We start from the raw sequence: 12,646 nt of genomic DNA, 5'->3' as shown, positions 1-12,646 counted from the left end.
TTTTTCAATGCTGCAAGATTAGTCTGCCTAAAAACCATCCCCGCCTGTTACAATACCCCTTTACCATTTTTGCTCCATTTGCGAGCCCATAGGACACAGCTTGAGTGATTTACCCTTTTCCAGCCTGCCGTTGAAACCCGCCCTGCTGGCCACCCTGAACGATCTTGGTTTCACCGCCATGACCCAGGTTCAAGCCGCCAGCCTGCCGGCCATTATTGAGGGTCGCGACGTGTTGGCTCAGGCGAAAACCGGCTCAGGCAAAACGGCGGCCTTCGGTCTTGGGCTATTGAATCGACTCAATGTGAAACGTTTTCGGGTGCAGTCCCTGGTGCTCTGCCCTACCCGGGAGCTGGCCGATCAGGTGGCCAAGGAGCTGCGCCGTTTTGCCCGCGGCATTCACAACATCAAGATCCTGACCCTGTGCGGCGGCGTGCCTGTGGGGCCACAGATAGGCTCGCTGGAACATGGCGCGCACATTATAGTTGGCACCCCGGGGCGGGTACTGGACCATCTGCAGAAGGGGCGTCTGGATCTGGGCGAATTGCAGCAACTTGTGTTGGATGAAGCCGACCGCATGCTGGAGATGGGCTTTGCCGATGCGCTGGAGCAAATAAGCACCTATATGCCGGACAAGCGCCAGAGTTTGCTGTTCAGCGCCACCTTCCCGGAGCCGATTGCCGAACTGGCCCGCGCCATGATGGATAAGCCGCTCAGCATCAAGTTGGAGCAGCAACATGATCAACTCAGCATAGCGCAGCAGTTTATCGAAGTGACAGACACCGCCTCCAGACTGCAAGCGGTGGAAGCATTGCTACTGGCCCACAGGCCTGAGAGTGCAGTTATATTTTGCAATACCAAAAGAGAAACCCAGGAGCTGGCCGACAGCCTGGAGCGGCAGGGCTTCAGCGTGCGTGCACTCCATGGCGATCTGGATCAGCGTGAGCGCGATCAAGCGCTGGTGCAGTTTGCCCTCAAGAGCGTGGTGGTGTTGGTGGCCACAGATGTTGCCGCCCGGGGGCTGGATATCGAAGCCCTGGATCTGGTGATCAATTATCAACTGGCGTTCGATCCCGAAGTGCATGTGCACAGGGTCGGTCGTACCGGCCGCGCCGGTGCCTCGGGCCAGGCCGTCAGCCTGGTAGGCCCCAAGGATGGCATGCGAATGGCGCTGCTGGAGGATATCTTTGGCCCGCAAACCATGAGCGAACTGCCACAGCCCGGCAGTTTTTCCTCTGCGCCGATAAGAGCGGCCATGCGCTGCATCCGCATTGAAGGCGGCAAGAAGCATAAGCTGCGCCCGGGGGATATTCTCGGCGCCATCACAGCCGACAACCGCCTGACCGGCGCCGATGTGGGCAAGATACAAATTCAGGATATCTGGTCTTATGTGGCGGTGCGCAGCGAGTGTGCCAATACCGCGGTCAAATTACTGAGTGAGCGCAAGCTCAAAGGCAAGTCGTTCCGCGCCTGGGCGATGAAACCTTAAAACCGAAACCATCAATACCGCCAGAGGCGGTGGTTTAAGGATGATAAAAAGCCTGCATCAATTGCAGGCTTTTCTTTTCGCAAACTGTCTTTTCATTTTTGCCGCTTTTTCACTTCAGGTCAGGCAACTCATCTTATGGCTGCATTGTTTGCAGCACCCCAGCAGCTCAAGCTGAGGCGATGCCAAGCTGAACTGATTGGCATCGGCACTCTGTTGCAGCGCTTTACTGATCCCGGGTTCCAGCAGCACTTCCTCCACCTGATGACACTCTTGGCAGATGAGAAACTGTGCCTGGCTATGACATTGACAGTCGAGGGCACCACAGCTAACAAACTTATTAAGTGTCAGTAGCTTATGTACCAGTTGCTGCTCAGCGAGAAACTCCAGCATGCGATAGACAGACACTATGGGAAGTTGCAGGTGAAACTCACTCTTGACCCTATCGGCTATCTCATAGGCAGACAGCGGCGTATCGCTCATCAGCAGTACACTCAACACCTGGCTGCGCTTTGCCGTCAACCGGCCGCCATTGGCCTGGCAACGCGCTTGTGACTGCTGGAGTTGTGCTTGGAGCTGTTCATTTTGATTCATAGTGGCGTTTGAGTTTAATTGAATTATCTTGGCTGAGCGTTTTGGCCATGTCTGTTACCAATGTAAGCGGTCTGCATCGGCTCGGACTCTATGCTTTGAGTCTCTATGCTTCGAATCCCTGTGTTTCGAATCCCTGTGCTTTAAGCTCTGGCTCCCGGCTCATAGCATTGTACCTGCAATGGCTAGCGGTCGTCCAAGCCGGGAGAGAAAGCCTATCTGGCTTCACTGCATCAAGCGATTGTTTTGGGGTTGTCTATTGCCACTGCCCTTCCCTCGACTGTGACTTCAATGTCTGTGTTGGCTGGCGCACGCCTATCCCCTGCACAGCCGCATAAAAGATCAAAAATAAAACAATCAAAACAAAAACCAAACAAAAGTAAATGAACTTGCTCCGAAGTCATGACAACAACAAAATAATGAAACGTTATAACATTACAAGAATAAGCCAATGAAATACTCAATTCCTTTGCTCTTGCTTGGCAGCGCCCTGCCGGTCGCAGCTGAGCAGATAGAACACCTGCAAGTCAGTGGTCAACGTCCTGAAACTTCACTCAGCTATCGCCTCGATGCCGACAAACTGGTTATGGAGGGGCCCAAGCTTGAGGAACAGAAAGCCGCCACGCTGGGAGATACTCTGAAATTACAACCCGGACTCAACAGCAGCTTTTTTGGCACTTCAGCCGGTCGCCCTCAAATCCGCGGTCTTGGCGGCCAGCGGGTTCTGATAGGCCTCAATGGCCTGGGGGTAAGAGACATGTCCTCGATAAGCGATGATCAACTGATCCCGGTGGAACCCTTTCTTGCCGACAGCATTAGTGTCATCAAGGGGCCAGCGGCCACCATTCTCTACGGTGGAGAGGCGATAGCCGGCCTGGTAGAGCTTCAGGATGGTCGTATTCCATTAGAGCAAGCCACTAGCCCCCTCGAAGGAAAGCTGGAGCTGCAAACCGGCTACAATGCCGATCAGAGCCTGATGAGCCGACTTCAGGGCGGCAATGAACGCCTGGTATTTAACTTGAACTTACTGCACAGGGAACGCAGTGATTATCATATTCCCGGCTTCAGTAAAGACCGCGATTGCAAGGATTGGAGCCAGATTGTGGGCGACTCTCGCTTGGCGGATCAGTGCCAGGTCGTACGCAGTCAGCCCGATTGGGAGTGGAACGGCAGTCGTTGGGTTGATGCAACCCCTGTTGAGCGGCAACAGATACGCGACCGCTCCATAGACAGCTTTGGTCGCGTCGACAACAGCAGCCTCTATATGACCAGCGGCAGTCTGGGGGCCAGCTTGCTGGGTGACAACAGCCTGCTGGGTGCCTCTGTGGGATATACAGAAAGTAATCGCGGCATTCCCGGATTCATGCATCTTGGCTCAAGGGCCACTGACACGCTGGAGCAAACCGGCGATATTCGCATTCACAGCAAACAACTAAGATTCGACGGCCTCTACCAATACAGATTCAGCGACCAGCCATGGCTGCAGGACTTCAATCTCGCCACGGTCTACTCCAGACAGGAGGATGACGAGCAGATGTCAGCTCTGGACGTCAACGGCTTTGAACTCAATAACTGGCAACTCAATCCCAAGCTGAGCTACCAGCTCCATCCACGTCTTCCCGGAGCGCTGGGGCTGCAATGGGAACAAAGCCAACACCAAGGCTCGGGTGTGGACAATTACCTGCCGGAAATAGACACCAAGCGCCAGGCCGCTTTTTTGCTGCAGGACATTCTGCTGGGGCCTGTCAGTGTGCAACTCGGTGGCCGCTTGGAAAAAGTCGACTATCAACCCGAATTGGGAGATTACCAGCCGGGGAGAGGCGCGGGAGCCAATATCAAGGCCCGTGATTTTCATCTGAAAAACTATTCCGCCACCCTGCGTTGGGATATTTCCTCCCTCTGGTGGTTACGCACCGCCTTTGTCCATGCAGAACGGGCTCCTGCGGCGAATGAGCTTTACGCCAGTAATCCCCATTTTTCCTTACTCATAGAAGAGCAAGGCAACAGCGACCTCAAGGCCGAGCAGAGCGACTCTTTGAGTCTCAGTACCGGCTTCAGCTATGGCGGCTTCAGCGCCAGTGCCAGTTGGTATCAAAACAAATATCAGGACTTCATCTATCTGGGGAACACAGGTGTCAGTCGCGGTGGTGTTTACGTCAGAGAATGGCGTCAGGCCGATACAGATAACGAAGGTATGGAGGCTGAAGTCAGCTATCGTTTGCCCTGGCAACGCTTTGGCGACATAGAACTGAGCGCCTTCATAGACAGGGTCAAAAACCAACCTGTATACCGCTACGATGGCAGTTATAACCCCTTTGATTTCCAAAATCCGCGAGAACCCCGCCCCGGAGAAGAGAAGGAATACTGGCGCCGTACCATGGAGGGCAGCAGCATGCCGAGAATGCCCGCCTCCCGCCAAGGGGCGGAACTGCGCTGGCAATATGGCGATCTGCGCGCCAGCATCAACTATATCCACTACGACAAGCAGGACAAGGTGGCTTATCTGGAAAATCCTTCCCGCAGCTATGGCCTGTTGGGGGCTTACCTGGGAATAGAGCAAAACCTGTTTGGCCTCGACAGCGAGTGGTTTATCCGCTTGGATAACCTCACTGATGAAGATGCCCGCCCACACAATAGTTTCCTGCGTTACCTGGCACCATTACCGGGAAGAAGCGCCGCAGTGGGATTCAGAGCCAAGTTCTGACGCCACTCCCATTGCAGTAGACTCTCTAAAAGAAGCACACTGCTGTGACCGCATGATGCAGCCGCAGCAGTGGCTAAATTAGGCGAAACCTTAGCGATAGGAAGCCAAATTCTGTTCGCTAGTGAGATTCAGGCTCGCAATCCCGGCATCAATATCCCGCGCCAGCTTTTCAAGCCCCAGGGAGAGGCTCTCAACCAGCGCCGAGTATCCGTCTGAAGCCAGGGGCACCTCATAATGAAAGTCGGCCTGCAGCACTTGTTCGCCGGAAGACTTACTGATGCGCCAATGGCCCCCAATCAAGGCATCGCCGCTGTATCGTCCGTGAAACTCGTTGAAACTCAAACTCAGGGTTAACGGCTGCTGCGCTGGTATATTGACCGAGGCCTCTCGCGGGCATTCATTGGCCAACAAAGACGCCATCTTGACCTTTATCTGCTCAGTGATATCACCGGCCCACAGATGCTGACGGGCGATAGCCAATTCATGGTTAGAAACCTGATAAACCAAACCATTGCCCGCCAGAAAGTCGGCCATTTCCACCCCAACGAGGCGCCATTGGCACTGGCGCAGAGGGGATGTCGCTCTCGCTTCAGGAGTTGCCTGCGGCGCTTTACCCAAGAAGTAAGTGGTTACCTGGGGTTGGCTGGAGCAGCCGGCCAATACCAGCAGTAGAGAAAACAGGATAATTCGCATATCAATCGGCCTTTTTCGGTGTCGGATCGGCGGCAGTATCTGCCCCCATGATCAAGAGGTTGGGTTTTTCATTCAGTTGCCGTGACAAGGGCTGCAACTCCCGCATCACAGCCCTGAGCTGTTTCAGGCTGGATTGCAATTCGGCGTACATGGCCGAGTCCTGGCCATAGTCCTGCGCCATCCCTTGAAATTCCCGCAGCGTGTTTTGCAGCTCACCCGGTAACGCCTGCATCTCCTGTTGTTTAAGCAACTGCTCCAATTTTTGCCCCACCTTGTCCCATTGCGCCAAGGCGGCACTGGTGTTTTCCAGGGTATGGTTGACGCCCTGGAAAGTGCTCTCCAGTGGTAAGTTATTTAATTTGCTGATCAGTTGCCCCACCTGTTTTTGTATTTCGGCCACTCCGGCACGCTTGGTGGGAAACAGTGGATACTCCATAAAAGTCCCGGCCTGGTATGGCTCGGCATCCGGATACAGATCCAAGTCGATGAACAGCGCGCCGGTTAACAGACTCCCGGTCTTGAGACTCGCTCTCAGGCCAGCCCCCAAGTCTCTGTCTATTTCTGCGCGCAGCTGCTCAAGCCCCGCCGACTCGGCGTTTTCAAATACCCGCGCCAGCTCAATTCTGACCAATACCGGGATAGTGCCGTTGCTCAGGCCTGCGCCATGAACACCATACTGCTGTAACGTCAGCGGTGCCTTGACCACCTTGCCTATGGTAATACCGCGGAATTCGACGCCGGCGCCTTCATGCAGCCCCCGCACCGACTCATCAAACAACATGACATATTCCAAATACTGGCTGTAGAGGCTCTGACTGGCCAACTCCCGCGAGTCATAGAGACGGAAATGGTCCTCACCATCCTCAACCTTTTCCCCGGCCAAACGCCCCTCCGGCAGGCCAAAGCTGACGCCTCCTCTGAGCAATGACTCTAGGGAACCCACCTGCAGATCCAGCCCCTTGGCAGACAGCTGCATATTCAGCCCCGAGGCCAGCCAAAATTGGCTGTTGCTGCGTACCAACTCATCATAGGGTTTATTGATAAACAACTGGTAAAACGCCTGGCGTTTATCGGTATCAAAGCCGGTGCTTTCCACTCTGCCGACAGTGAAGCCTTCGTAGAGTACAGGGTCGCCGACACCGAGCTTGCCCGCCTGGCGGCTATTGAGCACTACCCTAATGCCCTGTTCATCGGCCGAGGCCACCGGAGGATGCTCCAGCACATTGAATTCATAGTGGCCGACGGCCGTTCTTCCCGGCTCCAGCTCTATGTAGGCACCGGACAACAAGGTATCGAGCCCTGTTATCCCCTCTTTGCCGATCCTGGGCTTTACCACCCAGAAGCGGGCGTCTGTGGTCAGCATTCTCTCGGCGTCCGGCGACACTCTTGCCGTCGCAATAATCGCGCTGTAATCATCACTCAATTTAATGCTCTCAATCACACCAACATTGACATTACGCGACTTGATAAAGGTTTTGCCTACCTCTATGCCTTCGGCGGTCTTGAGGTGTAGCTTGATCTCACTGCCGAGCTGATTGAAGTAGTCGTAAAGCATCCAGCAGCCGATGAGTAGTGCAACTATAGGTATCAGCCAAACTGTCTTACTTTGCCCAGCAACTTACGTCGAAAGATTTTACAATTCCAATCGACGCAGTTATCTGCAAGTAATGCGTAGAGCTGGAATACGTTTTTTTGGAAAAATAAATACCAACAACTTTATTCATCATATTGACGCTCATTATGGGATTAAGCTATTGCGACTTAATCTGGCGCATATGAAGTCATTTATTCGAAGATGCATCACATAACTGCACAGTTTTGTATTTGATGATGGGACTATTAGTATGCAGAATGTAAGTTATCCATCTTACTTTTATTAAATATTAGACAGCTTTATCAAAAAGGATAATTTTACTTTTCAACAAGATGTGTCAATGCAAGTCGCAAATGACACCCTTAACAATACAAAGTCATAAAGCCTGAAGGACATCCTTTATTTTCACAACAAGCTTATTACATTCATCTTCATTCTCAATATTGGCATAGCTAATTATAATCCCTTGTTTCTTTTCACTTGTTGACCATGAAGATAACGGTTCAACATGAAGACCTTTTTTTAAGAGATACTTTGATAGTTCTACATCTGTACACTTATTTAAACTTAACAATAATGTAATGTTCATACCACCATCCGGGTGAATAACACTCACTTCGTTCAAAATGGACTTTAAAACTTTTAAAGTAAACATCCTGCGCACTCTATACACCTCCTTCATACGCTGAATATGACGGTAAAAATGTCCTTCAATCATAAACAATGTTACTGCTCTCTGTGTAAATTCAGATACATTATTTGAATGCAAATCAGCAATATTGAGAAAAGTTTCCACTTTATATTCAGGCACAACAAAATATGCCAGCCTCAAACTGGGACAAAGGACCTTGCTAAACGTCCCCATATAAATAACCCTATTATTGACATCAAGGCTTTTCAGTGCAGGATTATTATGTTGTCCATTACAAAAGTCTCCATCATAATCATCCTCAATAATCCATGCTTCATTTCTTGTGGCCCACTTTAACAAGTCCTTTCGACGCCGCAATGACAAGGCAATGCATGTTGGACTCTGATGTGCAGGTGTTACAATTACAGCAGAAAAACTCCCATCGGGAGGGATGATTAACCCTTCCATATCAAGCTCTGTTGGTTCGGGAACCAACCCGTTACTTCTCAACAATTTTCTTGTTAACGGATACCCTGGGTCCTCAATGACAACCTTCGAGTTATTCCTTAATAGAGCTTGCACTATCCAATTTATAGAATTTATATAACCTGTAGTTATAAATATTTGATGAGGTTTACACTGGATACCTTTTGACATCTGCAAATATCTAGCAATAGCTATTCTTAGATCCAATATTCCCTGAGGATTTTTTTGATAAAGATCAATAACCTTGGTCTCTCTTGCACATTTTGCTATAGTTTTAGACCATACTTTGCGAGGGAAGCAATCCATGGCGGGAATACCTAGCTTGAACGGGATTTCGCAATCAAACTTACTTTGAGATAGAGATTGAAGGGGGGAGTATTGATGGACTTCTACATCTATAGTATGCAAATTTGCACTGACTTTTGTACCAGATTTTCCATTGGATTCAATGTATCCTTCGGATTTTAGCCGTGAGTACCCTTCCTCAACCGTCCCCCTCGAAACACCCATATCAACAGCTAAAGCTCGACTTGATGGAATTCTATCTCCCGAACTTAATGTCCCTGTTAAGATCGCTTCTTTTATGCGCTGATAAACTTGTTCATATGCAAACTGCTTAGTTCCGCTTTTCATATCTTGGACTATATTTTATAGTGAAATATGGTCCTTTGATTAGAGCACATAGCTAGCTATTATGTCTACACTAATAGTGTTAGACGTAAACGCAATGAGAATTTTATTAATTAATGCTAGCCCTAGGCAGCGGCTTGCTAGCTCTTATCTAATCGCTGAACAGCTGATAAATGAAGTTTTTTGTGCTTCATCGATTATTGATGAATTGGATGTAACCTCTCTACCACCAATTGATATTGATTATGCAATGGCTCTCTGCTCACAAGGACTCGTGACTGATGAATCAAAAGGAAGCTTAGCTCTTTCTAATAGCCTTATATCCTCCTTGACATTGGCTGATATAGTAATAGTGACTTCTCCTATACATAACTTTTCGTTACCGTCTGGATTAAAATGTTGGATAGATCATGTTGTAAGAGTTGGACGGACATTTGAAGTATCAAAAGAACGTAAGATAGGAACCTTAAAGAGTAAGCCAGTTTACATTATTGCTTCTGCTGGAGGTTACTTTAAAGGAGATCAAGCATATCAACCTGACTTCTTTACTCCTTATCTAAGAGAAATTTTTTCTGTAATTGGTTTAAATGATGTCTACGTTTTCATACTCGAAGGTTCTGCCAGGAAAGCAGATGCACTAGCTAAAAAGATGGATTATATAACTGAAGAAATTCGTTCACATCTAAAAAAGCATTATAGTAGCATTTTGTTATAGGAGATTTCCTGATCTAAAGATAACTATGAGAATGTCAAGAAGTTGAATTTGATTACAATCATCGTCACTCAAACTTCTTCTTTATGTTAAATTCTATCAATCCTATATAAAAGTATGGGTACGGCTTATTTTTCATAATTATAAGGAGTAGATATGGATAGCTTATCATTTAAGCACATGGAAAGTTTAGAAGAAATAAAGAGTTGTTTCATCATAATGAAACAGCTTCGTTCCCATTTGATTGATGCTGAGACATTTGGTTTGCAGATATTACATCAACGTGAGTCAAGTTACCATTTGCTCGCAGCATATAAAAATGAAGATATTGTTGGCCTAGCTGGATATCGCTATTTGGAAAACCTCCTTTATGGTAGGTTTTTATATGTCGACGATCTAATCGTGTCGAGTGATGCTCGTAACTTAGGTCTGGGAGAAAAGATTATCAGTTTTTTGCGTGAAGAAGCTCAATCCATGTCATGTGCTCATCTAGTATTAGATACTGGAATGGGGAATGCGCTTGCTCAACGATTTTATTTTAGAAATGATTTTCTCCCAAAAGGAATTCACTTCTCTCAAGAAATTTAAAGCAGTACAATCTCATAGCATTAGAGTTTTTGAGTGCTATACATCCCAGTTTAGATAAACTTAAAGAGAACAACATCTACACCAATTCACTGGAGAATATATGCGTTCACTTCCACTTCCTATATACACACTCATATTACTCATTTTCCTTTACCCTTGGTTTCTTAAAGGATTTTATCTAGGTAACGTCGGAGAACTCAATAAAAGCGTATCATTACTAGCGCTAGCCATGGCGTTTGGTACTCCTATTTATGCAATGTATCTTTCCATCCGCCTGAGACAAACACCCGCGGCTGACGATACCGAAAGATCACATCGCCACTTTGTCCTTCTTGGTGTCATTGTCCCATCCCTGTTCACCCTTATCGGGGTCATCCTATACATGCTTGGAATGGGGATGATGGCGGAATTATTTGTCTATTACACTTTTTGGGCCATTGCGGCATTTATATTCCTAAAATCTGACACCAGAGACTTATCCGCAGTTAAGACAGTTCCAGCAAGCTTAAGAGTTGCACATGGCATAAGCTCTCTGATACTCGTTGTTTTTATTGCCGCTCACCTTACCAATCATCTTGCTGCAAACTGGGGCGGAACAACTCATATTCAAGTGATGGAAACCCTTAGACTGTACTATCGAGAGCCGCTGGTTGAAGTACTTCTGATAGATACCTTCTTATTCCAAATCGTGTCAGGCCTTATTCTATTATCCAAACATGCTGATAAGGCCAGTGACGGCTATAGAACCATACAGCTGGCTACCGGCCTGTTAGTGATGGTGTTCTTTACTTCACACATTACAGCCGTTATTGGCTTAGGCAGAAGCTTTGCGTCTGTAGATACGAATTGGGATTGGCTGGTTTATGCCCCAGGATTGTTAAAAGATCCATGGAATGTTCGACTGGTTGTTCACTATGGTCTGGGTGTATTTGCATTGTTAGTACATTTACTTTTAGGACTAAGAGTTGTAATGACAGCACATAAAGGTGAAAAACTTGCCAATAGAATGTTCTGGGTATGCATGATTACACCATTTATTATTACATTTTTTATCATGAAACCACTGGTTACAGCATAGTAACGTGATAACAATATAGAGCATCCATCCAAGGAAGGCTCAAGTAAGTCCTCTTGGAACTCTAGCTTATACAGCAATTGGCGCTCAAGGTATTTGACTGAAGGCATGCCGGGGCCTATCAAAGCCGGATAACACAGAAAGCCAATTGCTGTAAAGCGACGCAGAGCACGCATGGGACTTGTTTGCACCTTTCCTAACGAAGCTTATATAGTATTTAAAAGAAAATTAAGCTATCCACATAGTTTCAACGACCACTGATTAGAAAGGAAATAAAATGATAAATAGAGTGACAAAACTTCTGGCTATGGTACTCGGATTCTCCGTTCATTTTGCTATGGCAGAAACACCTGCTGCAAATATCCAGTCGATAACGGATGAAGTAGATCAACAAGCCGATATGCTGATGGAAAAGTACCATATCCCTGGCATGGCTATCGCCATTAGTATTGGTGGGGAGCAGCATTTTTATCACTACGGCATGGCCGATGTGAATGCCGGCATCAAGGTATCTCGGCACACCTTATTTGAATTGGGTTCTATCAGCAAAACCTTTACCGCCATATTGGGCAGCTATGCACAAAGCCTGGGAGCATTTAACCTGGAAGATAATGCAGCCAAGTATGTGAAAGTATGGGAAGGGACTCCGATTGGTAATACCAAACTTATCAATCTCGCCACTTATACAGCAGGAGGGTTGCCGCTGCAGTTTCCCAATGAAGTCACCACCAATGATGGGATGCTGGCTTACTACAAAGCCTGGCAACCTGAATTTGCCGCCGGAACTCATAGACTGTATTCAAACCCCAGCATAGGTTTGTATGGCTATCTTGCTGCGCTGAGCATGAAACGTGAGTTTTCTGAGTTGATGGAGCAAACTGTCTTGCCTCAGTTGGCAATGAACAACACCTTCGTCAAGGTACCCGATAACAGAGTGGCGCAATATGCCTTTGGTTATAATGCAAAAAATGAGCCCGTACGAGTGTCACCAGGCATGCTCGATGCCGAGGCTTATGGCGTCAAATCCACCAGTGCCGATATGCTGCATTACCTCGAGGCCAACATGGGGCTCAAGCCTTTGTCACCTCAAATAGCTGCAGCCATCAAAGAGACTCACAAGGGCTATTATGACACAGCCAGCTTCACCCAGGCGTTGGGCTGGGAGATATATGAATATCCACTGACCTTGAGTAAATTACTTGAAGGGAACTCAAGAGAAATGGCATCGCAACCAACAAAAGTGAAGGCCAGCGACGATATCGTTGAAAAAACGGGGGAAGTCTGGATAAACAAAACCGGATCCACCGGCGGTTTTGGTGCTTATGTGGCTTTTATTCCGGCCAAAAAGCTGGCCATAGTGATGTTGGCAAATAAGAATTATCCCATTAGCGCACGGGTTGAGGCTGCCTATAAAATACTTACAGCAGCACAGGAATGATGAGCATTTTAATATTTCCAC

At 47.9% G+C, this 12,646-nt stretch carries 10 protein-coding genes; 6 read left to right on the top strand and 4 right to left on the bottom strand.

What is annotated here, in order from left to right; translation table 11 throughout:
* The first annotated feature begins 100 nt into the window (after positions 1 to 100).
* Positions 101 to 1,486, top strand: coding sequence for an ATP-dependent RNA helicase DbpA (dbpA, locus tag HCX89_RS11660; protein WP_167716139.1), 1,386 nt, complete (start codon positions 101 to 103; stop codon positions 1,484 to 1,486).
* 114 nt (positions 1,487 to 1,600) lie between these two features.
* On the opposite strand, the gene HCX89_RS11655 is transcribed toward dbpA, so the two are convergent.
* Positions 1,601 to 2,077, bottom strand: coding sequence for a Fur family transcriptional regulator (locus tag HCX89_RS11655; RefSeq protein WP_167716137.1), 477 nt, complete (start codon positions 2,075 to 2,077; stop codon positions 1,601 to 1,603).
* 448 nt (positions 2,078 to 2,525) lie between these two features.
* Here HCX89_RS11655 and HCX89_RS11650 point away from each other — a divergent pair, with 448 nt between their 5' ends.
* Entirely contained in the window at positions 2,526 to 4,778 is a 2,253-nt protein-coding gene (locus tag HCX89_RS11650; RefSeq protein ID WP_167716134.1) for a TonB-dependent receptor, read from the top strand.
* 90 nt (positions 4,779 to 4,868) lie between these two features.
* On the opposite strand, the gene HCX89_RS11645 is transcribed toward HCX89_RS11650, so the two are convergent.
* The 3 genes from HCX89_RS11645 to HCX89_RS11635 form a co-directional block, all read right to left on the bottom strand.
* Positions 4,869 to 5,471, bottom strand: coding sequence for a membrane integrity-associated transporter subunit PqiC (locus tag HCX89_RS11645; protein WP_167716132.1), 603 nt, complete (start codon positions 5,469 to 5,471; stop codon positions 4,869 to 4,871).
* 1 nt (position 5,472) lies between these two features.
* Positions 5,473 to 7,062, bottom strand: coding sequence for an intermembrane transport protein PqiB (gene pqiB, locus HCX89_RS11640; RefSeq protein ID WP_167716178.1), 1,590 nt, complete (start codon positions 7,060 to 7,062; stop codon positions 5,473 to 5,475).
* A 379-nt stretch (positions 7,063 to 7,441) separates the two neighbouring features.
* A complete protein-coding gene (locus HCX89_RS11635) occupies positions 7,442 to 8,815 on the bottom strand; it encodes a PLP-dependent aminotransferase family protein (protein WP_101059230.1) in 1,374 nt (457 codons plus the stop codon).
* Positions 8,816 to 8,909: 94 nt separating this feature from the next.
* On the opposite strand from HCX89_RS11635, the gene HCX89_RS11630 reads away from it, so the two are divergent.
* From HCX89_RS11630 to ampC, 4 genes are all read left to right on the top strand, one after another.
* Positions 8,910 to 9,527, top strand: coding sequence for an FMN-dependent NADH-azoreductase (locus tag HCX89_RS11630; protein WP_157824643.1), 618 nt, complete (start codon positions 8,910 to 8,912; stop codon positions 9,525 to 9,527).
* A gap of 153 nt (positions 9,528 to 9,680) precedes the next feature.
* On the top strand, positions 9,681 to 10,112 hold the full coding sequence (locus HCX89_RS11625) for a GNAT family N-acetyltransferase (protein ID WP_101059232.1): 432 nt from the start codon (positions 9,681 to 9,683) through the stop codon (positions 10,110 to 10,112).
* A 100-nt stretch (positions 10,113 to 10,212) separates the two neighbouring features.
* The gene (locus HCX89_RS11620; protein ID WP_167716130.1) at positions 10,213 to 11,190 is read left to right on the top strand and encodes a hypothetical protein; all 978 of its coding nucleotides are present in this window, start codon (positions 10,213 to 10,215) and stop codon (positions 11,188 to 11,190) included.
* 274 nt (positions 11,191 to 11,464) lie between these two features.
* Positions 11,465 to 12,625, top strand: coding sequence for a class C beta-lactamase (gene ampC, locus HCX89_RS11615; protein ID WP_167716128.1), 1,161 nt, complete (start codon positions 11,465 to 11,467; stop codon positions 12,623 to 12,625).
* The last annotated feature ends 21 nt before the right edge of the window (positions 12,626 to 12,646 follow it).

Origin of the sequence: Shewanella sp. Iso12 (assembly GCF_012030025.1) — a bacterium.
Lineage (GTDB): Bacteria > Pseudomonadota > Gammaproteobacteria > Enterobacterales > Shewanellaceae > Shewanella > Shewanella algae.
Note: the sequence above shows the minus strand (reverse complement) of the source record. Positions and strands in the feature narration are given on the sequence as shown.

What these genes read in the sequence shown, in the direction of transcription:
- HCX89_RS11655 (WP_167716137.1), bottom strand. Translation starts at nt 2,077, where the DNA reads ATGAATCAAAATGAACAGCTCCAAGCACAACTCCAGCAGTCACAAGCG.
- HCX89_RS11650 (WP_167716134.1), top strand. Translation starts at nt 2,526, where the DNA reads ATGAAATACTCAATTCCTTTGCTCTTGCTTGGCAGCGCCCTGCCGGTC.
- HCX89_RS11645 (WP_167716132.1), bottom strand. Translation starts at nt 5,471, where the DNA reads ATGCGAATTATCCTGTTTTCTCTACTGCTGGTATTGGCCGGCTGCTCC.
- HCX89_RS11635 (WP_101059230.1), bottom strand. Translation starts at nt 8,815, where the DNA reads ATGAAAAGCGGAACTAAGCAGTTTGCATATGAACAAGTTTATCAGCGC.
- HCX89_RS11630 (WP_157824643.1), top strand. Translation starts at nt 8,910, where the DNA reads ATGAGAATTTTATTAATTAATGCTAGCCCTAGGCAGCGGCTTGCTAGC.
- HCX89_RS11625 (WP_101059232.1), top strand. Translation starts at nt 9,681, where the DNA reads ATGGATAGCTTATCATTTAAGCACATGGAAAGTTTAGAAGAAATAAAG.
- HCX89_RS11620 (WP_167716130.1), top strand. Translation starts at nt 10,213, where the DNA reads ATGCGTTCACTTCCACTTCCTATATACACACTCATATTACTCATTTTC.
- ampC (WP_167716128.1), top strand. Translation starts at nt 11,465, where the DNA reads ATGATAAATAGAGTGACAAAACTTCTGGCTATGGTACTCGGATTCTCC.